The organism is Acidovorax sp. GW823-FHT05D11 (genome assembly GCF_058795695.1).
This window is the reverse complement of sequence record NZ_CM179502.1, coordinates 359,770-380,778: the sequence shown is the minus strand read 5'-3', so window position 1 is coordinate 380,778 and position 21,009 is coordinate 359,770. Positions and strand designations below refer to the sequence as shown.

The 21,009-nt window shown below is 71.0% G+C and carries 20 protein-coding genes; 12 read left to right on the top strand and 8 right to left on the bottom strand.

The genetic code is table 11. From position 1 onward, the window contains the following. Positions 1-3: 3 nt before the first annotated feature. The 6 genes from AC3RCE_RS01760 (at position 4) to AC3RCE_RS01735 (ending at position 5,778) form a co-directional block, all read left to right on the top strand. Positions 4-1,158, top strand: coding sequence for an ABC transporter substrate-binding protein (locus AC3RCE_RS01760; protein WP_218296656.1), 1,155 nt, complete (start codon positions 4-6; stop codon positions 1,156-1,158). Beyond that, entirely contained in the window at positions 1,158-2,102 is a 945-nt protein-coding gene (locus AC3RCE_RS01755) for an alpha/beta hydrolase (protein ID WP_492254387.1), read from the top strand. Before AC3RCE_RS01760 ends, AC3RCE_RS01755 begins: the two co-directional genes overlap by 1 nt. Before the next feature lie 65 nt (positions 2,103-2,167). Next, positions 2,168-3,256: a FecCD family ABC transporter permease gene (locus AC3RCE_RS01750; protein WP_492254386.1), complete on the top strand. Its 1,089-nt coding sequence runs from the start codon at positions 2,168-2,170 to the stop codon at positions 3,254-3,256. Positions 3,257-3,421: 165 nt separating this feature from the next. Beyond that, entirely contained in the window at positions 3,422-4,243 is an 822-nt protein-coding gene (locus AC3RCE_RS01745; RefSeq protein WP_492254385.1) for an ABC transporter ATP-binding protein, read from the top strand. Next, positions 4,240-4,569, top strand: a complete 330-nt coding sequence (locus AC3RCE_RS01740; RefSeq protein ID WP_218296653.1) for a DUF2218 domain-containing protein — start codon at positions 4,240-4,242, stop codon at positions 4,567-4,569. The genes AC3RCE_RS01745 and AC3RCE_RS01740 overlap by 4 nt, the downstream gene beginning before the upstream one ends. A 123-nt stretch (positions 4,570-4,692) precedes the next feature. Next, positions 4,693-5,778, top strand: a complete 1,086-nt coding sequence (locus tag AC3RCE_RS01735; protein ID WP_492254384.1) for a GGDEF domain-containing protein — start codon at positions 4,693-4,695, stop codon at positions 5,776-5,778. 127 nt (positions 5,779-5,905) lie between these two features. Here AC3RCE_RS01735 and AC3RCE_RS01730 read toward each other — a convergent pair whose 3' ends face one another. Beyond that, positions 5,906-6,757, bottom strand: coding sequence for a M48 family metallopeptidase (locus AC3RCE_RS01730; RefSeq protein WP_218339131.1), 852 nt, complete (start codon positions 6,755-6,757; stop codon positions 5,906-5,908). Positions 6,758-6,883: 126 nt separating this feature from the next. Between AC3RCE_RS01730 and AC3RCE_RS01725 the strand changes: the two genes are divergently transcribed. From AC3RCE_RS01725 to AC3RCE_RS01715, 3 genes are all read left to right on the top strand, one after another. Continuing rightward, complete coding sequence (locus AC3RCE_RS01725) at positions 6,884-8,266, top strand: AmpG family muropeptide MFS transporter (RefSeq protein WP_369641121.1); 1,383 nt, start codon at positions 6,884-6,886, stop codon at positions 8,264-8,266. Between the two features lie 149 nt (positions 8,267-8,415). After that, positions 8,416-9,138 carry a response regulator gene (locus AC3RCE_RS01720; protein ID WP_218296649.1) on the top strand — a complete coding sequence of 241 codons (723 nt, stop codon included), beginning with the start codon at positions 8,416-8,418 and terminating at the stop codon, positions 9,136-9,138. A gap of 45 nt (positions 9,139-9,183) precedes the next feature. Further along, on the top strand, positions 9,184-10,443 hold the full coding sequence (locus tag AC3RCE_RS01715) for a HAMP domain-containing sensor histidine kinase (protein ID WP_218296648.1): 1,260 nt from the start codon (positions 9,184-9,186) through the stop codon (positions 10,441-10,443). Here AC3RCE_RS01715 and AC3RCE_RS01710 read toward each other — a convergent pair. Continuing rightward, positions 10,412-11,701, bottom strand: coding sequence for a YbfB/YjiJ family MFS transporter (locus AC3RCE_RS01710; RefSeq protein WP_492254383.1), 1,290 nt, complete (start codon positions 11,699-11,701; stop codon positions 10,412-10,414). The two genes, AC3RCE_RS01715 and AC3RCE_RS01710, sit on opposite strands and share 32 nt — an antisense overlap. A gap of 47 nt (positions 11,702-11,748) precedes the next feature. Here AC3RCE_RS01710 and AC3RCE_RS01705 point away from each other — a divergent pair, with 47 nt between their 5' ends. Then, entirely contained in the window at positions 11,749-12,618 is an 870-nt protein-coding gene (locus AC3RCE_RS01705; protein WP_492254382.1) for a LysR substrate-binding domain-containing protein, read from the top strand. Between the two features lie 67 nt (positions 12,619-12,685). Next, on the top strand, positions 12,686-13,846 hold the full coding sequence (locus AC3RCE_RS01700; RefSeq protein ID WP_492244737.1) for an NAD(P)H-dependent flavin oxidoreductase: 1,161 nt from the start codon (positions 12,686-12,688) through the stop codon (positions 13,844-13,846). Positions 13,847-14,120: 274 nt separating this feature from the next. Here AC3RCE_RS01700 and AC3RCE_RS01695 read toward each other — a convergent pair whose 3' ends face one another. The 6 genes from AC3RCE_RS01695 to AC3RCE_RS01670 form a co-directional block, all read right to left on the bottom strand. Further along, positions 14,121-15,095, bottom strand: a complete 975-nt coding sequence (locus tag AC3RCE_RS01695; protein ID WP_218296644.1) for a glycosyltransferase — start codon at positions 15,093-15,095, stop codon at positions 14,121-14,123. A gap of 187 nt (positions 15,096-15,282) precedes the next feature. Then, complete coding sequence (locus tag AC3RCE_RS01690) at positions 15,283-16,536, bottom strand: O-antigen ligase family protein (RefSeq protein ID WP_218296643.1); 1,254 nt, start codon at positions 16,534-16,536, stop codon at positions 15,283-15,285. Next, the gene (locus AC3RCE_RS01685) at positions 16,533-17,351 is read right to left on the bottom strand and encodes a glycosyltransferase family 2 protein (RefSeq protein WP_218296642.1); all 819 of its coding nucleotides are present in this window, start codon (positions 17,349-17,351) and stop codon (positions 16,533-16,535) included. Before AC3RCE_RS01685 ends, AC3RCE_RS01690 begins: the two co-directional genes overlap by 4 nt. A gap of 3 nt (positions 17,352-17,354) precedes the next feature. Next, positions 17,355-17,561 (bottom strand): zinc-finger domain-containing protein, encoded by a 207-nt coding sequence (locus AC3RCE_RS01680; RefSeq protein ID WP_218339138.1) that lies wholly within the window; start codon positions 17,559-17,561, stop codon positions 17,355-17,357. A 5-nt stretch (positions 17,562-17,566) separates the two neighbouring features. Continuing rightward, on the bottom strand, positions 17,567-18,505 hold the full coding sequence (locus AC3RCE_RS01675) for a branched-chain amino acid transaminase (RefSeq protein WP_218296640.1): 939 nt from the start codon (positions 18,503-18,505) through the stop codon (positions 17,567-17,569). 39 nt (positions 18,506-18,544) lie between these two features. After that, positions 18,545-18,979, bottom strand: a complete 435-nt coding sequence (locus AC3RCE_RS01670) for a glycerate kinase (RefSeq protein ID WP_218296639.1) — start codon at positions 18,977-18,979, stop codon at positions 18,545-18,547. 227 nt (positions 18,980-19,206) lie between these two features. On the opposite strand from AC3RCE_RS01670, the gene AC3RCE_RS01665 reads away from it, so the two are divergent. Next, the gene (locus tag AC3RCE_RS01665) at positions 19,207-20,964 is read left to right on the top strand and encodes a methyl-accepting chemotaxis protein (protein WP_218296638.1); all 1,758 of its coding nucleotides are present in this window, start codon (positions 19,207-19,209) and stop codon (positions 20,962-20,964) included. The last annotated feature ends 45 nt before the right edge of the window (positions 20,965-21,009 follow it).

Genomic DNA, 21,009 nt, shown 5'->3' with positions numbered 1-21,009 from the left:
CCCATGCCCCTGATCCGTTTTTGCCCTTGGGCGCCACTGGCGGCCCTGCTCTGCGCCCTGGTCCTGGGTGCCTCGCCCACGCGCGCGCAGGGGGGCACGCAGACCGTGACCGACCTGGCGGGCCGCGCCGTCACCCTGCCGGCCAAGGTGGAGCGCATCCTGCTGGGCGAAGGCCGGCTGCTGCCCGCGCTGGGCGTGTTCGAGCGCGACGACGTGGCCCGCCGCCTGGTGGGCATGATGGGCGACTACGAGACGCTGGATGCCGCCGGCTATGCGCAGTGGCGCGGCCGTTTCCCGCAGATCGACAAGGTGCCGCGCGTGGGCCGCAACAGCAGCGGCAGCTTCAGCGACGAACAGGCCATCGCGCTGCGTCCGCAGGTCGCCATCCTGGGGCTGGCAGGTGGCCACGGCCCGAGCAAGAACGACCGCGAAACGCTGGCCCGCCTGGAGGCGGCCGGCGTGGCCGTGGTGTTCGTCGACTTCCGCCACGACCCGCTCCGCAACACGGCGCGCAGCATGGAGCTGCTGGGCGCCGTGCTGGGCAAGCGCCAGGAGGCCCAGGCGTTCAACACCTATTGGCGGGCCCAGCTCGACCGCGTGGAAGCCCGCCTGCGCACCCTGCCGGCCGGCACGCGGCACCCCGGCGTGTTCCTGGAGAACCGCGTGGGCCTGGCCGATGAATGCTGCGCCACCATGGTCGGCCTGGTGGGCGTGCTGCTGGATGCCGCCGGGGCTCAGAATGTGGCGCGCGGTCGCATTCCGGGCGAGCACGGCACGCTCAACCCCGAATTCCTGATCGCCACGCAGCCCCAGCTGTACATCGGCACCGGCATCGGCAGCATGGCCACGGCCGAGAAATCCCCCCTGCGCATCGTGCTGGGCGCCGACGCCACGCCCGAGGCCGCCCGCGCCTCGCTGGCGCGCGCCACGCAGCGCCGGGGCATCGCCCAGCTGCAGGCCGTGCAGCAGCCCGGCCGCGCGCATGCCATCTGGCACCACTACTACAACTCGCCCTTCAACGTCGTGGCGGTGCAGGTGTTCGCCAAATGGCTGCACCCCGAGCTGTTTGCAGACCTGGACCCGCGCGACACCCTGCAGACGATGTTCACCCGCTTCCAGCCCATCCCGCTGACGGGCGTGTACTGGACCAGCCTCTGATGCGCTCCATGCCCATGCCCAGCGACACCCGCCGCCGCGCGCTGCTGGCCTCTGGTGCCAGCCTGTGGCTGGCGGGCTGCGCCAGCGGCGCGCCAGAGGCGTCCCTGCTGCAGGCGGGCCCCGCGCGGCTGCCGGACACGCGCCAGCTGGACCTGCGCGACCCGGCGAGCGGCCGCGTCTGGCGCATCTGGGTGCAGCAGCCCGCCGGCCCCGCGCCCGCCACCGGACACCCCGTGCTGTATGTGCTCGACGGCAATGCCGCCTTTGCGCTCGCGGCCCAGCTGGCCCGCAATGAGGCCGCGCGCCCCGCGCAGATGCGCGCGGACAGCGCCATCGTCGTGGGCATCGGCCACCCCGGCGATGCCGTGGTCCACCCCGCGCAACGCCAGCGCGACTACACGCCGCCCGCGCCCGGCCGCTCGGCCACGCCCGAGGCCGGCGGCGCGGACATCCTGCTCGACTTCATCGCGCGCGAGCTGCAGCCGCGCGTGGCGCGGGCGTTTGCCATCGACCCGCAGCGCCAGGCGTTGAGCGGGCACTCGTTCGGCGGCCTGCTGGTGCTGCACGCGCTGTTCACGCGCCCCGCGTTGTTCACCCGGTATGCGGCCACCAGCCCGTCGGTGTGGTGGAACGGCGCGCAGGTGCTGCAGACGGCATCGCAGTTCATGCAGGCGCACGCGACGGCGCCGCGCCCCTTCCGGGCCCGGCTGCAGCTGCGCGTGGGCAGCCTGGAGCAGCCCCGGGCCGCTCCCACCGCGGCGCGCGCCGCCGTGCAGCACGAACGCCGCATGATCGAACGCACGCAGGCGCTGGCGGACCAGCTGGAGGCCTTGCACTGGCCCGAACTGCGCGTCCACATGGGCATATTGCCCGGCGTGGACCATGGCGGCGCCATGGCGCCGGGGCTCATCGACGCCCTGGCATGGGCCCAGCAGCCCCGCTGAAAACCGCCGCCCCGCGCCATGGAACCCTCTCGCACCCCACACGCCCAGCCCCGGAACTGCCTTCGTTGAACCCCGCCGCCCCGTCTCCCTTGCCGCAGCCCCTGGACGCGGCCCGCGCTGGTTCGCTGGCGCGGCGCTACCAGCACTTCGTGCGCCTGCGCCTGCTGCTGCTGGCCGCCCTGCTCGCCGTGCTGTGCGCCAGCGTGGTGGCCGACATCGCGCTCGGCCCCTCCACCTTCGCGTTCGCCGACGTGCTGCGGGGCCTGTTCGCCCCCGCCAGCCTGCCGCAGGCGCAGCAGGTCATCCTGTGGGAAGTGCGCCTGCCCTACGCGGTGATGGCCGTGCTGGTGGGCGCCAGCCTGGGCCTGGCGGGGGCCGAGATGCAGACCGCGCTCAACAACCCGCTGGCCAGCCCGTTCACGCTCGGGGTGTCGGCGGCGGCGGCCGTGGGCGCTTCGGCCGCCGTGGTCACGGGCTTCACGCTCGTGGCCTGGGGCGAGAACCTGGCCGTGCCGCTGTGCGCCTTCGCGGGCGCGGCCAGCGCCACGGCGCTGATCCAGTTGCTGGCCTGGCGCCAGGGCGCCACGGTGGACACCGTGGTGCTGTTCGGCATCGCGCTGCTGTTCAGCTTCGAGGCCCTGCTGTGGCTGCTGCAGTTCATCGCCGACAGCAACGCGCTGCAGCAGATCGTGTTCTGGACCATGGGCAGCCTGGGCCGCGCCACCTGGACCAAGATCGGCATCGTGGGCACCGTGCTCGCGCTGTGCATGCTCTGGTCGGCGCGCCAGGCCTGGGCCCTCACGGCGCTGCGCGCGGGCGAGGACCAGGCGCGCAGCTTCGGCATCGGGGTGGAGCGGCTGCGCCTGGTCACGCTGCTGCGCGTGAGCCTGCTGGCGGCCACCGCCCTGTCGTTCGTGGGCACCATCGGCTTCGTGGGCCTGGTGGGGCCGCACATCGCGCGCATGCTGCTGGGCGAGGACCACCGCTACTACCTGCCCGGCAGCGCGCTGGCCGGGGCGCTGATGCTGTCGCTGGCCTCCATCCTCAGCAAGGCGCTGGTGCCCGGCGTGGTGCTGCCCATCGGCATCATCACCGCGCTGGTGGGCGTGCCGCTGTTCATGGTGCTGGTGCTGCGCCAGAGAAGGGCCACATGAAGCACCCCCTGAGCCGCTGCGCGTCTTCCCCCTCTCCCACATTGCTGCGCGACGCGGGAGGAGGACGCCCCCAGCGCGGCGGGGCGGCCCTTGCGCGGGGGCGCTGGCCCGGGCCGCGTCAGTTTCATTGGCTGCCGAGGGTGCGTAGCGCCATGGAGGCTTGATATGACAACCGGCCTGACCCTCGAACAACTCACCGCCGGCTACCCCGGCCGGCCCGTGCTGCAGGGCGTGGACCTGCCTGCCGTGCCCGCCGGCACGCTGGTGGCCGTGGTGGGGCCCAACGCGGTGGGCAAGTCCACGCTGCTCAAGGCCGTGGCCGGGCTGCGGCCGGCGCAGGGCCGCGTGTGGCTCGAGGGCACGGACCTGGCCACCCTGCTGCCCCGCGAGCGCCTGCGCCGCGTGGGCTACCTGCCGCAGGCGCTGCCCCAGAGCACCTCGCTCGTGGCCTACGAGACCTGGCACAGCGCCCTGCGCGCCGGGCGCAGCGACTGGAGCGCCGCCCGGCGCGAGGCGGCCATCGAATCCGTCGTGGCATCGCTGGGGCTGCAGGCGCTGGCGCTGCGCCGGCTCGATGAACTCTCGGGCGGGCAGCGCCAGATGGTGGGACTGGCGCAGGCCATCGTGCGCGCGCCGCGCCTGCTGCTGCTGGACGAGCCCACCAGCGCGCTCGACCTGCGCTGGCAGCTGCAGGTGCTGCAGGCCGTGCGCGACCTGGTGCAGCAGCAGGGCACCGTGGGCCTGGTGGCCGTGCACGACCTGAACCTGGCGCTGCGCTTTTGCCAGCAGGTGCTGGTGCTGGGCGGCGGCGGCGTGCTGGCCGCCGGCGCGCCGGCCCCGCTGCTGACCCCCGCGCTGCTGCGGCGCGCCTATGGCGTCCAGGCCCGCGTGGAGCGCTGCTCGCAAGGCAACCTGCTGGTGCTGGCCGACGCCGCGCTGCCGCTGGATGCCGCTTCTTCCATGACCACAACCAGCCCCTTCCCATGATGCGACGCCAGGGCCATGTGCCCACGCCCGACGCCAGCCGCTACCTGCAGCGCCTGTGCTACCACTTCACGCGCAAGATCACCGTGACGTATGACGAGCACCAGGGCCAGGCCCACTTTCCCTGGGGCCTGTGCCTGCTGCGGGCCGATGGCGCGGCGCTGCACTTCGACTGCAGCGCCGACGACCAGGCCAGCCTGGACCGGGTGCAGTTCGCGATCGACTCGCACGTGGAGCTGTTCTCGCGCAAGAGCCCCATGGCCGTGGACTGGCAGCCCGTGCAAACCGTCAGCGCGCCGGCGGCTGGCACGGCGCCCCCCGCCCCTTAAGCCCCAATTGCGGCCCGCCTGCCGCCCACATCGGACGATGGGCAGCGCAGGCGCTTCCTAGAATGTGACATTTTGTTATCGCGCCGCACCGGTGCCCGAACACCGGCGAGGCCCCTGCCCGCCATGGCACATTCCGCATCCGCCCGCCCCGAGCCCCGCCCGCCCCGCCCGTTCGCCATCCCGCAGCGCGGCTCCAGCCTGGCGGGCAAGGCCTACTGGGCCATGGTGCAGCGCGTGGCGCTCACGGCGGCGGCCATCGACGGCGGCTACATCGTGCTGTTCCTGTGGCTGGGGTCGCTGCCGCTGGCGGCCGTCAACCTGGTGAGCATCGCGATGTACCTGGGAGCCTACCGGCTCATCCAGTCGCGCTACAACGCGGCCGCGCTGGCGCTGATCTGGCTGGAGGTGGTGGGCCACGCGGCACTGGGCTCGCTGCTCATCGGCTGGAACAGCGGCTTTCACTACTACCTGCTGCTGTTCATTCCGGCCATCGTGATCGCCAACACGCGCGGCTTCGCGGCGCCCATGGTGATCGCGCTGCTGGCGTACTACCTGGGCCTGCAGGTGCTGTGCGACCACCTGGGGCCGCTGGCCCCCCTGCCGCCCCTGAGCGTGAAGATCGTCAACTGGATCCACATCTGCCTGGTGTTCGCGATGTCGGCGGCGCTGGCGGCGTTCTACCGCCGCACCATCCTCATCGCCGAGGGCCGGCTGCGCAAGCAGGCCACGCTGGACCCGCTGACCGGCCTGAACAACCGCAGCCACTTCGAGGCGCTGGCCGCCCACGCGCTGGCCCGCGGCCAGCGCGACGGCACGCCCATCGCCCTGCTGCTGTGCGACGTGGACCACTTCAAGCGCGTGAACGACCAGTACGGCCATGCCGTGGGCGACGAGGTGCTGGTGGCCATGGCCCGCACGCTCAGCCAGAGCCTGCGCGAAGGCGACGTGCTCGCCCGCTGGGGCGGCGAGGAGTTCCTGGCGCTGATGCCCGCCAGCCCGCTCGACGCCGCCTGCGCCACGGCCGAACGCATCCGCGCCGCGGTGCAAGCAACGCCGATGGAGGTCGGCCCCGCGCCCCTGTCGCTCACCATGTCGTTTGGCGTGGCGCAGGTGCATGGCGCGGACGACCTGCAGGCCGCCATCGTGCGCGCCGACAAGGCGCTCTACGAAGCCAAGCACGCGGGCCGCAACCGCGTGAGCGTGGCCTGAGGCCGACGTCCATGCCGAGCGGGGCAGGGCACAAAAAAGGCAGCTGGCGCTTGATGGACAAGCGCAATAAGCTACCATTTTAATAGCAAAACAACACCAGCACCCGGCCCCGGGGCCGCCCGGCGCCTCAGCCGTTGCGCCGCGCCGCCTCGTACAGGCCCTGCACCTTGGGCACGTTCAGCTCCAGCTCATGGATGCGCGCGGGGCCCGAGGGGTGGGTGGACAGGAACGCCAGCCCGCCCTGCTTGCTGCCGCTGGCATTGCCCATCTTCTTCCACAGGCTCACGGCGGCCGAGGGCTGGTAGCCCGCGCGGGCGGCCAGCTCCAGGCCCACCAGGTCGGCCTCGCTCTCGTCCGAGCGGCTGAACTGCAGCGTGAGCAGCTGCCCGCCCAGGCCGGCGGCCGCCTGGCCCAGGTCGCCCAGGCCCAGCAGCTGCGAGCCCAGCCGCAGCGCGAGGTTGGTGCCCTGCGTCTTGGCGATGCGCTCGCGCGCATGTTCGCGCAGCGCATGGGCCATTTCGTGGCCCATGATCATCGCGGCCTCGTCGTCGGTGAGCTTGAGCTGGTCCAGGATGCCGGTGTAGAACGCGATCTTGCCGCCGGGCATGCAGAACGCGTTGATCTGCTGGCTGCCGATGAGATTGACCTCCCAGCGCCACTGCCTGGCGCGGTCGTTCCACGGCGCGGCGTGCGGGATCAGCCGCTTGGCGATGGCGTGCAGGCGCTGCAGCTGCGGGTGCCCCTCGGGCGCCAGCGCGCGCTTGGCCTTGGCCTGCTGCAGCATCTGCTGGTACTGCTGGGCGGCCGAGTTTTCCAGCGTCTCGGCGGGCACCAGCTTGCGCAGGCTGGACGCCGTGCCCACGTCCACCTGCGCGAGCACCGGCGCGGCGGCAGTGGCGCCGGCCGCCAGCAGGAATGCACGGCGCGCCGACCACGGGGACGACGGTGCAACGGAGGGAGCGGGGCAGAAAAGGCACATACAGGCAATCCCTGAAGGAATAATAAGCAGCGCTGGCGCACCACACACCAGGGCTTGTCGCCAGATGGAGGCTGGCAGGCCGGGCTGCAAGGGTGTCGGCGATGATAGACAAAACCTCCGCCCCCCATGTCAGACACATCCACTTCATCCCCCCCCGGCCTCAGCCCCGAAAAGTCCGCGCGCACGCCCTGGCTGCAGACCCTGCGCGTGTACCTGGAGCCCGCCAGCCTGCGCATGCTCACGCTCGGGTTCTCCGCCGGGCTGCCGCTGCTGCTGGTGCTGGGCACGCTGAGCTTTCGCCTGCGCGAGGCGGGCATCGACCGCAGCACCATCGGGTACCTGAGCTGGGTGGGCCTGGCCTACGGTTTCAAGTGGGTGTGGGCGCCGCTGGTGGACCGCATGCCGATCCCGCTGCTCACCCGGGCCTTGGGACGGCGGCGCAGCTGGCTGCTGCTGTCGCAGGCGCTCATCGTGGGCGGACTCATCGGCATGGCGCTGGCCGACCCGCGCCAGACGCTCGGACCCATCGTGTGGTGCGCGCTGGCGGTGGCGTTCGGCTCGGCCACGCAGGACATCGCGCTCGATGCGTTCCGCATCGAATCGGCCGACGCCAATCACCAGGCCGCGCTGGCGGCCTCGTACCAGACAGGCTACCGCCTGGCCATGATCTGGGCCGGTGCGGGCGTGTTGTGGATTGCGGCGCGCTCCGAAGTGGCCCCTGCGGTGGGGCAGGTGGTGGCGCAAGGCGCGGCCGCGTACCAGAACGGCGCCTGGCAGGCAGCCTACCTGGCCATGGCGGCGTCGATGGCGGTGGGCGTGGTCACCGTGCTGTTCTCGCGCGAGCCCGCGCCCGTGCAACTGCCCCCGGCCAGAAACGCGGCCGAGTGGATCCAGGGCGCCATGGTGGAGCCCTTCGCCGACTTCCTGCGCCGCTACGGCTGGCACGCGGCGCTGATCCTGGCGCTCATCGCCGTCTACCGCATCAGCGACGTGGTGATGGGCATCATGGCCAACCCGTTCTACGTGGACATGGGCTTCACCAAGGACGAGGTGGCCGCCGTGACCAAGGTGTACGGCGTGATCATGACGCTGGCGGGCGCCTTCGTGGGCGGCGTGCTGTCGATGCGGTTTGGCGTGATGCGCATCCTGATGCTGGGCGCCATCCTGAGCGCCGCGAGCAACCTGCTGTTCGCCTGGCTGGCGGGCCACGGGCACGACGTGACGGCGCTCATCGCCGTGGTGTCGGCCGACAACCTGGCCAGCGGCATCGCGTCGGCGGCGTTCATCGCCTACCTGTCGAGCCTGACCAACGTGAGCTACTCGGCCACGCAGTACGCGCTGTTCAGCTCCATGATGCTGCTTGCCCCGAAGTTCGTGGCGGGGTTCTCGGGCGACTACGTGAATGCCTTCGGCTACGCGCACTTCTTCACGGCCACCGCGATGCTGGGGTTGCCGGTGCTGGTGCTGGTGTGGCTGGCATCCCGGGTGAAAACAGCCTCTGGCGCTTGATGGCAAGGCGCGAATAGCTATCCAATTTATAGCAATCGCCTGCTTTTCACCCCCGGCGGTTTACCGCAACTTTACGGAGGCTTCAACACGGGGAGACGCCCGCGCGCGAGCATGGGGCCTCTGTCCAGGCCTCCCACTACACTGCCCCCATGAGCTCCCAACTGCTGATGATCGAAGACGACGCCCGCCTCGCGCAGATGGTGGGCGAGTACCTGGGCCAGTCGGGCCTGCAGGTCACGCACCGCGCGGACGGCAAGAGCGGCCTGGCGCAGCTGCAGGGGCCGGACGCCGGGCCGTTGCCCGACCTCGTGATCCTGGACCTCATGCTGCCCGACATGGACGGGCTGGAGGTGTGCCGCCGCATCCGCTCGCTGCAGGGCAGCGCGGCGCAGGTGCCGGTGCTCATGCTCACCGCCAAGGGCGACCCCATGGACCGGATCATCGGCCTGGAGCTGGGCGCCGACGACTACCTGCCCAAGCCTTTCGAGCCTCGCGAGTTGCTGGCGCGCATCCGCGCCATCCTGCGGCGCCGCACCGATGGCGGCGGTGCCTCGGCGGCCACGCAGGTGCTGCGGTTCGGCACGCTGGAGATCGACCGCGACGCGCGCACCGTGACCGTGTCCGGCGAGCTGGCCGACCTCACCTCCTACCAGTTCGATTTGCTGGTGGCCCTGGCCGAGCGCGCGGGCCGCGTGCTCACGCGCGACCAGATCATGGAGGCCGTGCGCGGCCGCGAGCTGGAGGCGTTCGACCGCTCCATCGACGTGCACATGGGCCGCATCCGTGCCGCCATCGAGGCCGACGCCAAGAACCCGCGCCGCATCCTCACGGTGCGCGGCGTGGGCTATGTATTCGCGAAACAACAAGACTGACCGGTGGAGCGCGGCCCTGCCACGGCGCGCACCCCGCTTTGCTGAATGTCCCTCTCCACCCCCTTCTCCCGCCGCCTGTATCTGCGCATCTGGCTGGCCGTGGTCGGCGGCATCGCGGTGCTGACGCTGACCGTGGGCTGGGCCTGGCGCATGGCCGAAGAGCAGAAGGCGCAGAACGCGCAGCCTTTTGTGCCGCCGTCGCGCGAGATGGTGCTGCGCGACCCCGCCGGCAACCTGGTGCTGCGCGGCCTGGCCACGCGCCAGCCCAGCGAACCCGGCGAAGGGGCCGAGTTCCATATCGAGTCGGGCACCGGCCAGCCGTTCGTGCTGCAGATGGCGCCCCGCCAGCCGCGCGGCGAACGCGGCGGCCGGCCCGGCGGCCCCAATCAGGGCGACGCGGCTTTCTGGACCCGGCCGCCGTTCGGCTTCCTGTGGCTGCTGGGCATCGTGAGCCTGGCGGTGGCCGTGGGCGTGTACCCCATCATCCGGCGCCTGACCCTGCGGCTGGAGGCGCTGCAGCGCAGCGTGCAGAAGTTCGGCGAGGGCGACCTGTCGGTACGCGTGCCCGAGCAGGGACAGGACGAGGTGGCCGACCTCGCGCGCCAGTTCAACGCCGCCGCCGCGCGCGTGGAAACGCTGGTCAAGTCGCACAAATCCCTGCTGGCCAACGCCTCGCACGAACTGCGCTCGCCGCTCACCCGCATCCGCATGGGCATGGAGCTGATGGGCGGGCAGCAGCCCTCGCCCGCGTTCCGCGAGGAAATCCTGCGCAACATCGCCGAGCTGGACCAACTGGTGGACGAGATCCTGCTGGCCAGCCGCCTCGATGCGCGCGAGGCCGACGTGGGCACCGTGGAGCTGGTGGACCTCATCGGCCTGGCCGCCGAGGAGTGCGCGCGCGTGGATGCCGACCTGGATGTGAGCTCCAGCGCCGACTCCGTGGACGTGCGCGGCGTCTCCAAGCTGCTGCGCCGCGCCATCCGCAACCTGCTGGAAAACGCCCGGCGCTACAGCACGGGCGAGATCACGGTGGTGGTGCACCGCCGCCAGGGCCACGCCGAGGTGCGCGTGTGCGACCGGGGACCAGGCGTGCCAGCCAGCCAGCGCGAACGCATCTTCGAGCCCTTCTACCGCCTGCCGGGCGCCAGCGAGCGCGCGGGGGGCGTGGGCCTGGGGCTGGCCCTGGTGCGCTCCATCGCAGGGCGCCACAACGGCACCGTGCACTGCGAGGACCGCGAGGGCGGCGGCGCCTGCTTCGTGCTGCGCCTGCCGGTCAGCACGGCGGGCGCCAGCGCCATGCCATGACGCCGTAGAGCACGGCCCCCAGCACCAGCACCGAGCCCGCCACGCCCAGCGCCCAGTCAAAACCCTGCGCCTGCGAACCCGCGCGTGCCAGCAGCGCCGCCGCCATGGGCGGCCCCACGATCTGGCCGATGCCATAGAGCGCGGTCATCAGGCCGGTGAAGCCCGCGCCCGCCTGGGGCCACTGGTGGCGCGCCTCCTGCAAGGCAAAAAACGTGATGGCGGTGAACGGCAGCCCCAGCAACAGGCTGCCCAGCGCGAACCCCGCGCGCCCCGGCCAGAGCAGGCCCAGCCCGATGGCCGCCGCCTGCAGCAGGTAGGCCCAGGCCAGCAGCATGCGCCGGTCGCGGGTGGGTGCGATCCGTGTGGAGAGCAGCGCGCCCAGCGCCACGCCCGCGCCGAAGAGCGGCCAGAACAGGTCGGGCCAGACCGATCCGGCGGGCAGCGCCGCGCGTGCGATGACGGGCAGGAAGGTGGCCGTGACGATGTACCCCAGGCCCGCGAGGCCGTAGGCCACGGCCAGGAGGGTCCGCTCGGCCACGGGGCGCGCGGGCGCAGAGGCGCCGCCTGCGGCCCCCGCCGCCCCCGCGGCCGGGGCGTCCACCCCCTGGAACACCGCCCACGCCCCCGCGCACAGCACGGCCGCCAGTGCGCTGAAGGCCGCCCAGCCCGCCGCGGCGCTCCAGCCCGCAGCCACCATGGCGCTGGTGGGCAGGCCGGTGATGACGATGCCCAACCCCGGCCCGCAGAAAATCAGCCCCCCCAGGGCCGGGCGCCCCAGGTGCGCCAGCCGCCCCATGCACCAGTTGGCCGTGCCCAGGAACACCAGCGCGCTGGCCACGCCCGCGAGCAGGCGCAGCAGGGGCCAAAAGGCCGGCCACGGCACGGCCAGCAGCCCCGTGAGCAGCACCGTGGCCACGAGCCCGCCGCGCACGAGCGCCGCGTTGCCGGGCACGCCGCCCAGGCGCCGGCCCAGCCAGGGCAAGGCCATGTAGAGCAGCGCCCCCGCGAGGTAGCCGGCGTAGTTGGCCGTGGCCAGCCAGCTGCCCGTGGCGATGTCCACCACGCCGTCGTGCAGCATCATGGGCAAGAGCGGGGTGAAGGCAAAACGGCCGATGCCCATGGCCGCCGCCAGCGCGGCCATGCCGGCCAGGGCGACCTGCAGGGCCGTGGCGCCGTCAGCGTGCCGGGAGGTGGAAGGGGAAAGAGACGCCGGGTTCACGTTGGGGACATGGGGTTGCCACGGGGAATGCTGTTGCATATCATCTTAGCAAGAGATTGAATTTTTGTAATTCATACTTTTTCATGATGGACAAAGGGCCACCCCCGCTCGACCTCGCCGCTCTCGACATCTTCCGCACCGTGGCGGCGGAGGGCAGCGTCACGCGCGCGGCCGAGCGTTTGCAGCGCGTGCAGTCCAACGTGACCACGCGGGTGCGCCAGCTGGAGTCCGACCTGGGCACCCCGCTGTTCCTGCGCGAGGGCAAGCGCATGGCGCTCACGCCCGAGGGCGAGGTACTGCTGGGCTATGCCGACCGGCTGCTCGCGCTGGCCGAGGAAGCCCGCCAGGCGCTGCACCCGGGGCCGCCCGCCGGCCGCCTGCGCCTGGGGTCGATGGAAAGCACCGCGGCGAGCCGCCTGCCCGCGCCGCTCGCGCGCCTGCACCGCCAGTGGCCCGGCGTGGCGCTGGAGCTCACGACCGCCGCGACCCGCGTGCTCGTGGAACGCCTGCGCGCGCATGCGCTCGATGCGGTGCTGGTGGCCTGGCCGCCGGGCCAGCCCGCCGACCCGGCCCTGGAAACCCGGCCGGTGTTCACCGAAGAGCTGCTGCTGGTCCTGCCCGCCGGCCACCCGCATGCCGCCGGGCCCGACCAGGTGCAGCCCGGTACGCTGGCGGTGTTCGAGCCCGGCTGCACCTACCGCCGCATCGCGCAGGACTGGTTCGCGCCACGGCGCGAGCCCATGCAGCTGCTGGAACTGGGCTCGTACCACGCCATCCTGGCCAGTGTGGCGGGCGGCGGCTGCGCGGGCATCGTGCCGCGCTCGGTGCTCAGCATCTCGCCGAACGCGGCCCTGCTGAGCCAGCAGCCGATCACCACCATCACCACCTTGCTGGCCTGGCGCCAGGGCTACCGCTCGGCCGCGCTCGATGCGCTGCAGCAGGTGCTGGTCGAGTGACCGCCTTCAGCTCGTTTCCCCCTTTGTTTCCCACTTCATTTCCTTCTTTCTTTCACGGAACGTCACCATGCCCGACCGCAGCCTGCGCACCGCCCTCTCCCTTCGCCTGCCCATCGTGCAGGGGCCCATGACCGGTGCCGACACGCCGGCCCTGGCGGCCGCAGTGTCCGCCGCGGGCGGGCTGGGCACGCTGGGCTGCGGCATGCGCTCGCCGGCGGCCATGGCCGAGGCCGCCGCCGAGGTGCGCCGCCGCACCGACCGGCCCTTCGGGCTCAACCTGTTCGTGCAAGACACACCCGCGCCCGATGCCGCCACCGTCGAGCAGGCGCTGGCCCGCGTGGCCCCGCTGTACGCCGAGTTCGGCCTGCAGGCCGCCGTGCCCGCGCGCTGGTGCGAGGACTTCCCTGCGCAATTCGAGGCCCTGGTCGAGGCCCGGCCCGCCGTGGCGAGCTTCACCTTCGGCATCCTCACTGCCGCGCAGGTCGAGCGCCTGCACCACGCGGGCTGCTACGTGATCGGCACCGCCACCACGGTGGCCGAGGCCCTGGCCTGGGCCGACGTGGGGACCGATGCGGTCTGCGCGTCGGGGATGGAGGCCGGGGGCCACCGCGGCACCTTTTTGCCCACGGGCCGGCCGCAGGCCGAAGGGCTTGCCCCCGCGGACGCCACCGTGCGCGCGGGCGTGCCATCGCAGGCCGACTTTGCCGCCGCGATGGTGGGCGCGCTCGCGCTGGTGCCACAGTGCGTGGATGCGCTGCGCCCACGCGGCGTGGCCGTGATCGCGGCGGGCGGCATCATGGATGGGCGCGGCATCGCCGCCGCGCAGGCGCTGGGGGCCGAGGCGGTACAGATGGGCACGGCCTTCCTCGCCTGCGACGAATCGGGCATCGGCCGCGCCTACCGCGACGCCATGGCCCAGGCCATCGCCACCGACACGCGCACCACCCGCGTGTTCTCGGGCCGCCCCGCGCGCGGCATCGTCAACCCCATGCTGCAGCGCCTGCATGCGCACGAGACGGAGGTGCCGGCCTACCCGGTGCAGAACGCCCTCACCGGCGCCCTGCGCCGGGCCAGCGCCGAAGCCGGCCGCGCAGACTACCTGTCCCTGTGGGCCGGCCAGGGCGTCGCCGCGGTGCGCCCCATGCCCGCCGCCGCGCTGGTGGCCGCGCTGGAAGCGGAATGGCGGACGGCGCTGGCCGCGCAGGCAGCGTTGCTGCAAGCGCAGTGACGCTATCCATTCGATAGCTGCTAGCGCTTACTGGACAAGCGCTAGCGGCAATTCAACCAGGATTCTCTGGAGAGTGATCGGGCTTTGCAACACCGTGTACGCCCTGGCTTCGACAGGCTCAGCCCGAACGGGTGGGAGTGATGGAGGCAGTGCGGACGGCCAATCCCGGTCTCTGCAAAGCGCGCGGCCCCGCCAGTGCACCCGTGGAACCGGCTTTGCCGAGCCACCGGGTGCGTCCCCCTCGGGGGATGGCGCGCAGCGCCTCAGGGGGGCTTCACTGCCTCCAGGGCAGTTCGCGCGCAGGCCCCTGGATCACCGGCGGCTGGGCATTGATCTTCTCGCCTGCGAGCACACGTTCGTACATCCGCAGGTAATTGCGCGCCATGCGCTCGGCGCTGAAATGGTCGACCACGTGCTGGTGGCAGGCGCGCGCATCGAAACGGTTGCCACGCACCGCCTCGGCCAGCACGTTCGCCTCGGCCGACAGCACGCCGCAGTGCAGCGGCACCAGCTCGGGCAGCGCGCCATAGGGCGTGGAAAACACCGGGCAGCCGAAGTACAGGCTCTCGATCACCGCCAGCCCGAAGGGTTCGTGCCAGCGCACCGGAAAGATCAGCCCGCGCGATGCGTTGAGCAAGCCCGTCTTCTGCGTGCCGCCCACCATGCCGTGGAAATGGATCTTGCGCGACAGTGTCCAGCGAAAGCCGCGCTTGAAATTGATGCGCGTGCCGCCCAGCACATCCAGCTCCACACCCGCGCGCAGTGCCACCTTGATGGCGCCGCGCACGTTCTTCACGCCCCACGCCGCCTTGCCCAGGAAGTGGTAGCGCGGGCGCGGCGATTGGAAGTCCACCGGGCCGTAGCCGCTCCAGTCCAGGCCGTTGTAGACGAACTCGGTGGAGCCATACCGCGCGGCGTGGTCGCGCGACAGGAACACCGTGTTGAGTGGCAGCGGCTTGGGCTTGCGCGCGTTGCCGTGCTCGGTCACCAGGTACGGCTTGGCCAGCTCGGTACGGGGGTTGAACTGGAAGTGCGTGATGTCCACGCCCTTCGGGATCTGCCCCTCCCACGGCTCGTCCGGGCGGATGGGCAGCACGTCGCCGAAGTCGCAGGTCGAACCCTCGGGCACCAGGTAGCTCACGCGGTGGCCCTGCTGGACGAGTGTCTTGCCCAGGTCCCAGATCACGCGCTCGGTTCCCCCGTAGCCGTAGACGGGGATGGGGGAGTTGTTGACCAGCAGGATGTGCATGAAGAATGCCTCTGTCTCAGTTGTCTATGGCTCTGTGCGAGGCCCGCAACGGTTGAAACCGGCACGGCCCAGTCCCGGGCAGCCGAGCAAGGGCCGCCCCGCAGCGAGGGCTGCGTCCCCCTGCCCGCATTGCACAGCAATGCGAGAGCGGGGGGATGCGGCGAAGCCGCTCAGGGGGGTGTCGCATCTAGAACGGCCGGCCGCAGCCGATGCGGGCACGCCGCTCGTGCAGGGCGGCCAGCAGCAGCGGGCACATGAAAAGATAGAACATGTTGCCGCTGTTGTGGGCCAGGAAGACCTGGGTGAGGCCGAAGCCGATGTACGACAGGGGCACCATCACTCCCACCAAGCACAGGGAAAGCGATTCCTTGTCCATCTTTCCCGCCCCATCGCGGATGCGCCGGGCCGTGGGCCAGAACATCGCCAGCGGAATGCCATAGAACGCCAGCAACAGCAGCACGCCGGGCAGCCCCCGCTTGGCGAAAAGATCCAGGATTTCGTTGTGCGCGTGGCCGAATTCGAGCACCACCGGGTGTGCCAGCCCGGCCGCCACGCGCCGCGCCTTCTCCTCGGCATAGCCCGCGCGGCCCCAGCCGGTCAAAGGCCGGTCCCAGCCCATCTCCCACGCCAGGCCCCAGTGCGCCAGCCGCTGCCCGACCGAGCTGCGGCCATCGCCGTGGTCCTTGTAGGTCTGCACTTCCTGGCGCGCCTCGTCCACCCGCTGCTCCACCGCGGGCACCTGCGACAACGCGGCCGCCGCCAGCGCCAGCGCGCACAGGCCCCAGTACATCCGGCGCTGCCCCGTGGTGCGCACCAGCAGCCACGCACTGACCGGCAGCAGCAGCACCAGCGCCAGCCATCCGCCCCGCGACTGCGACAGCACCGACCCCGCCGCGCCCAGCACGATGGCCGCCGCCAGCAGCACCCGCTGCCACAGCACCCAGCGCTTCCACTGCACCACCAGCAACAGGCCGCTCATCACGGCCAGCAGCATGCTCAGGTTGCCGTACTGGATGGCGTTGGTGAAGCCATTGGCGCGGGGCAGCGCCTGCACGCAGATCTGGTAGATGGCCACCAGGCCGCTGCCCACCGCGCCCACCGCCACCCCCATCCACAGCCACGATGCGCGCGGCTCGAAGGTCATCAGGTAGAAGATGCAGGGCAGCGCCAGCAGGTACTTGACGGGGCGGTCCATGCTGCCCCAGCCCCAGGTGGCCCCCACGTCCAGCAGCCACAGCGCCGCCATGCAGGAAAACGCCGCCGTCAGCCACCAGGCCGCGCGCGGCGCGGGCCGGTTCCACCACACCGGCGCGCTGGCGAGCGCGGCCAGCAGCAGCACGACCGCCCCATAGGAATAGCCCGAGGGCAGCCACAGGGCCAGGCCCGGAACCATGAACGCGCCGAGGCTGGCGCAGCGCCCGAACCAGCGGTAGGCCTTCATCCGCGGATCACCCGGCCCGTGAGGCGGTCACGGTCGTACCGCAGCGCCGCATAGCGGAAGAACCCCTCCAGCGCCACGAAGAAGCAGTACAGGAAGCCCGCGCCCCCGCACAGGAAGCCCAGGCGGAACACGTACAGGCGCACGAACATGGAAGTGCCCGAGGCCAGCCCCCGCAGCACCCCCCCCCGCTGCCCGTTCTCGGCGCGCTTCGCGGCGCCGAGCATCACGTACTGCGTGAGCTTCTCCAGGCTGCCGCGCACCGTGGTGCGCGAGTAGTGCAGCAGGCGCGCCTTGATCAGGCGGCGCGGCACCTCGCCGCCACCGGGCAGCGCATGCAGCTGCGCCTGCTCGTGCACCACGCCCGTGTACTCCCGGACCATGCCGCGCACGAACAGCCGCTCGATCTGGGACTGCGAGCGAAAGTGCGTGAGCTCCTGCCCGAACGCCACCATGCGCCAGCGGATCTTCCACACGGCCTGCTCGCCCGAGCGCACGATGGCCTGCAGCTCCCGCGCGAAGGCCGGTGTCATCACTTCGTCAGCGTCGAGGAAGAAGATGTAGTCGCCGCGCGCATGGGCGAGCAGGCGGTTGCGCTGCACGGCAAAGCCCTGCCAGTCCGGGTGGACATGGACTTCGGCGCCCAGGCCCCGCGCGATGGCCACGGTGTCGTCCGTGCTTCCACTGTCCACCACCAGCAGCTGGTCTGCAAAGGCGGCGCTCTTCAGGCAGGCTTCAATGCGGTGCGCCTCGTTGTGGGTCAGCACCGCCACGGTCAACGTGGGCGGCGGCGATGCGCCGCCGGCTGCAACTGGCATCAATCAATGACCGGCGTGCACGCGCTCGCCCGCCCTGAGGCGGTACACCGTTCCGCAGTAGGGGCACTTGGCCTCGCCCGTGCGGGCCACGTCCAGGTACACCTTGGGGTGGCTGTTCCAGATTTTCATGTCGGCCTTGGGGCTGGGGCAGAAAACCCCGCCCTGTGCGTTCAGGTCCTTGGCCAGGAGTTCAACGGTTGCTTGCGACATGTTCATCAGACCTTGGTGAGCCAGTGGGCGTAGTTGGAATTGCGGCCGTTGACGATGTCGAAGAAGGCACTCTGGATTTTTTCGGTGATCGGGCCCCGCGACCCCGCGCCGATCTCGATGCGGTCGAGTTCGCGGATGGGCGTCACCTCGGCGGCCGTACCGGTGAAGAAGGCTTCGTCGGCGATGTAGACCTCGTCGCGCGTGATGCGTTTTTGCACGATCTCCAGGCCCAGGTCCTTGGCGATGTGGAACACGGTGTTGCGGGTGATGCCGTTCAGGGCGCCGGCCGACAGGTCGGGCGTGTAGATCACGCCGTTCTTGATCACGAAGATGTTCTCACCCGCGCCCTCGGACACGAAGCCGGAGCTGTCGAGCAGCAGCGCCTCGTCGTAGCCATCGTCCAGCGCTTCCATGTTGGCCAGGATGGAGTTGGTGTAGTTGCTCACCGCCTTGGCCTGCGTCATGGTGATGTTGACGTGGTGGCGCGTGTAGCTGCTGGTCTTCACGCGAATGCCGCGCTTCATGCCCTCTTCGCCCAGGTAGGCGCCCCAGGCCCAGGCGGCCACCATCAGGTGGATCTGGTTGCCCTTGGGGGAGACGCCCAGCTTCTGCGAGCCGATCCAGGTCAGCGGGCGCAGGTAGCAGGATTCAAGCTTGTTCTCGCGCACCACGGCCTTCTGGGCCTCGTTCACTTCTTCCTTGCTGAAGGGAATCTTCATGCGCAGGATCTTGGCGCTGTTGAACAGGCGGTCGGTGTGCTCTTCCAGGCGGAAGATGGCCGTGCCGTTGGCGGTGTTGTAGGCGCGCACGCCTTCAAAGGCGCCGCAGCCGTAGTGCAGGGTGTGGGTCAGCACATGGATCTTGGCGTCGCGCCAATCGACCATCTGGCCGTCCATCCAGATCTTGCCGTCACGGTCGGCCATCGAGGGAACTACGGGGCTCATGGGTGTCCTTTTGTTGCTGTGGGTCGCAAACCGGGGATTTTACGGGGCGGCCGGGGGCTGGCCCGCCGGGGCGGCGGAACCGTCGCCTTCGGGCCGCCACAGCGTCCACTTCGCCAATTTGCCGTGGCGGAACTCGCACGTCACGTGCGACTGGGTGCCATCCGTCCAGCGGTACACCTCCGGCTCGGCCTGTGCCGGCGACAGCTGCTCGCCCAGGGACTGCGTCATGGCCACCACATGCATCAGGTTGACCCCCTCGCCGAGGCGGGCGTTGAGCATGACCGCGCTGCCCACATACCCGATGGGGCGGTTGGCGGCCTTCTTCATCACATTCATGAGCCGCGTGAAATGCAGCAGCGCCCACATGACCAGCCCGCCCATGACGGCGGCCACACCGGGCCATCCGTAGGCCATGAAACCAAAAACAACCAGCCCCACCACGCCCAGGGGCACCAGGATTTTGCGCAAATTCATGGGCGGTATTGTCATATGAGCGCCCGGGCCGCCGGCAAAGATCCCGAGGCCGGGGCGCCAACCGGCCGGCAAGGCACCTCCAGACGCTGGCCGAGAAATTGTTTCGTTGTGTAAGCACTACATTAATGAAAGAACATCGCACGCGAAGGCGGGCCGGGCCCCCGCAAGTGTTTACGGCCGTGGCGGAAGCACGAAAAATGCGGACTCGTCCTTTCTGGAGATGGTCAATGAAATTGGATAACGTGCGCCTGTCGCCCAAGCTGTGGGGTTCTATCGTGGGGCTGCTGGGTGCCATGCTGCTGGTGTCGGTATGGGCGCAGCACCAGGTGGCCCAGGTGATGGACCGGTCCATGGAGTCGATGGCATCGTTCGAGAACCGCATCACGCTCGCCGCGCAATGGAAGGGCGCCACCGAAACCACCGGCGAGCGGGTGCTGGCCAGCAATTCCACGCCCGATGCGGACCTGACGGCCCTGTTCGACGGCCGCGTGAAGGCCGGCGTGGCCGGCATCTCGGCCATCCAGGCCAAGGTGGTGGAACTGGCGACCAGCCCGGCGGACAAGGCCGCCCTCGAGCGCGTGGCCGCCGAGCGCACCCATGTGCTGGCCCTCAACAAGCAGGCGCGCGAAATCAAGCAGGGTGGCGACGGGGCCGCCTTCAAGTCGTTCATCGAATCCAAGTACCTGCCGTCCATCGGCCGCTATGTGGACAGCCTCGAGACCTTCGTGCAGCTGCAGCAGAGCCAGCGCGACGCGGCCCGGCAGGAGGCCCAGGCCGCCCGCAGCCGCGCCAACCTGCTGGCCTGGATCACCCAGGGGGCCGTGTTCGCGCTGGGCCTGGTGCTGTCGTTCCTGCTGGTGCGCTCCATCACGCGCCCGCTGAACCGGGCGGTGGATCTGTCCGATGCCATCGCCAGCGGCAACCTCACCGTGTCCGCGCAGGATGATCGCCAGGATGAGTTCGGCCACCTGCTGCGCTCGGTATCGCAGATGGCGGCCCGCCTGCGCGGCCTGGTTTCCGAGGTGCGCAGCGGCGTGGACTCCATGTCCAATGCCTCGGTGGAGATCGCCACGGGCAACCAGGACCTGTCGTCGCGCACCGAGCAGACGGCCGCCAACCTGGAAGAGACCGCCGCCAGCATGGAAGAGCTGACCGCCACCGTCACCCAGTCGGCGGACACCGCGCGCCAGGCCAACCAGCTGGCCACCACGGCCGCGCAGGCGGCCACGCGGGGCGGCGAGGTCGTGGCGCAGGTGGTCGAGAGCATGCAGCACATCACCAGCAGCTCGCGCAAGATCGCCGACATCATCGGCGTGATCGACGGCATCGCCTTCCAGACCAACATCCTCGCCCTCAACGCCGCCGTGGAAGCCGCCCGCGCGGGCGAACAGGGCCGGGGCTTCGCCGTGGTGGCCAGCGAGGTGCGGGGCCTGGCCCAGCGCTCCGCCTCCGCGGCCAAGGAGATCAAGGAGCTGATCAGCGCCTCGGTCGACACCGTGGAGACCGGCTCGGGCCAGGTCGCGCAGGCGGGCCAGTCGATGGACGAGATCGTGGCCAGCGTGCGCCGGGTGTCCGACCTCATCGGCGAGATCACCGCATCCTCCAGCGAACAGCGCGACGGCATCGGCCAGGTCAACCAGGCCGTGAGCAACCTGGACCAGATGACGCAGCAGAACGCCGCCCTGGTGGAGGAATCGGCGGCCGCCGCGGCCTCGCTGCGCGACCAGGCGCAGCGCCTGGCCGAGGTCGTGTCCGTCTTCAACGTGGGCCACCAGCCCGCCAGCACCACGCCCAGCCCTGCCCGCGCGCCGGCCCCGGCGCCCAGGCCTCGGGCGGCGGGCAGCGCGCTCAAAGCCGCCCCCGCCAAGGCCGCCCCGCCCCTTGCCAGGCCGCTGCAGGCCCCCGCGGCGCGCCCAGCACCGCCTCCCGCACCCGCGGCCCCGGCGGGCCAGAAGGCGTCGGATGACGACTGGGAGTCTTTCTGACGTGCTGGTGCGGCACGGGCCGCCACCATCGGCTGCTCTAATTGC

Coding starts and splice junctions, on each gene's coding strand:
- AC3RCE_RS01745 (WP_492254385.1), top strand. CDS start 3,422: ATGACAACCGGCCTGACCCTCGAACAACTCACCGCCGGCTACCCCGGC.
- AC3RCE_RS01735 (WP_492254384.1), top strand. CDS start 4,693: ATGGCACATTCCGCATCCGCCCGCCCCGAGCCCCGCCCGCCCCGCCCG.
- AC3RCE_RS01675 (WP_218296640.1), bottom strand. CDS start 18,505: ATGAGCCCCGTAGTTCCCTCGATGGCCGACCGTGACGGCAAGATCTGG.
- AC3RCE_RS01700 (WP_492244737.1), top strand. CDS start 12,686: ATGCCCGACCGCAGCCTGCGCACCGCCCTCTCCCTTCGCCTGCCCATC.
- AC3RCE_RS01725 (WP_369641121.1), top strand. CDS start 6,884: ATGTCAGACACATCCACTTCATCCCCCCCCGGCCTCAGCCCCGAAAAG.
- AC3RCE_RS01705 (WP_492254382.1), top strand. CDS start 11,749: ATGGACAAAGGGCCACCCCCGCTCGACCTCGCCGCTCTCGACATCTTC.
- AC3RCE_RS01670 (WP_218296639.1), bottom strand. CDS start 18,979: ATGAATTTGCGCAAAATCCTGGTGCCCCTGGGCGTGGTGGGGCTGGTT.
- AC3RCE_RS01685 (WP_218296642.1), bottom strand. CDS start 17,351: ATGCCAGTTGCAGCCGGCGGCGCATCGCCGCCGCCCACGTTGACCGTG.
- AC3RCE_RS01695 (WP_218296644.1), bottom strand. CDS start 15,095: ATGCACATCCTGCTGGTCAACAACTCCCCCATCCCCGTCTACGGCTAC.
- AC3RCE_RS01665 (WP_218296638.1), top strand. CDS start 19,207: ATGAAATTGGATAACGTGCGCCTGTCGCCCAAGCTGTGGGGTTCTATC.
- AC3RCE_RS01740 (WP_218296653.1), top strand. CDS start 4,240: ATGATGCGACGCCAGGGCCATGTGCCCACGCCCGACGCCAGCCGCTAC.
- AC3RCE_RS01710 (WP_492254383.1), bottom strand. CDS start 11,701: ATGCAACAGCATTCCCCGTGGCAACCCCATGTCCCCAACGTGAACCCG.
- AC3RCE_RS01755 (WP_492254387.1), top strand. CDS start 1,158: ATGCGCTCCATGCCCATGCCCAGCGACACCCGCCGCCGCGCGCTGCTG.
- AC3RCE_RS01730 (WP_218339131.1), bottom strand. CDS start 6,757: ATGTGCCTTTTCTGCCCCGCTCCCTCCGTTGCACCGTCGTCCCCGTGG.
- AC3RCE_RS01720 (WP_218296649.1), top strand. CDS start 8,416: ATGAGCTCCCAACTGCTGATGATCGAAGACGACGCCCGCCTCGCGCAG.
- AC3RCE_RS01690 (WP_218296643.1), bottom strand. CDS start 16,536: ATGAAGGCCTACCGCTGGTTCGGGCGCTGCGCCAGCCTCGGCGCGTTC.
- AC3RCE_RS01680 (WP_218339138.1), bottom strand. CDS start 17,561: ATGTCGCAAGCAACCGTTGAACTCCTGGCCAAGGACCTGAACGCACAG.
- AC3RCE_RS01715 (WP_218296648.1), top strand. CDS start 9,184: ATGTCCCTCTCCACCCCCTTCTCCCGCCGCCTGTATCTGCGCATCTGG.
- AC3RCE_RS01760 (WP_218296656.1), top strand. CDS start 4: ATGCCCCTGATCCGTTTTTGCCCTTGGGCGCCACTGGCGGCCCTGCTC.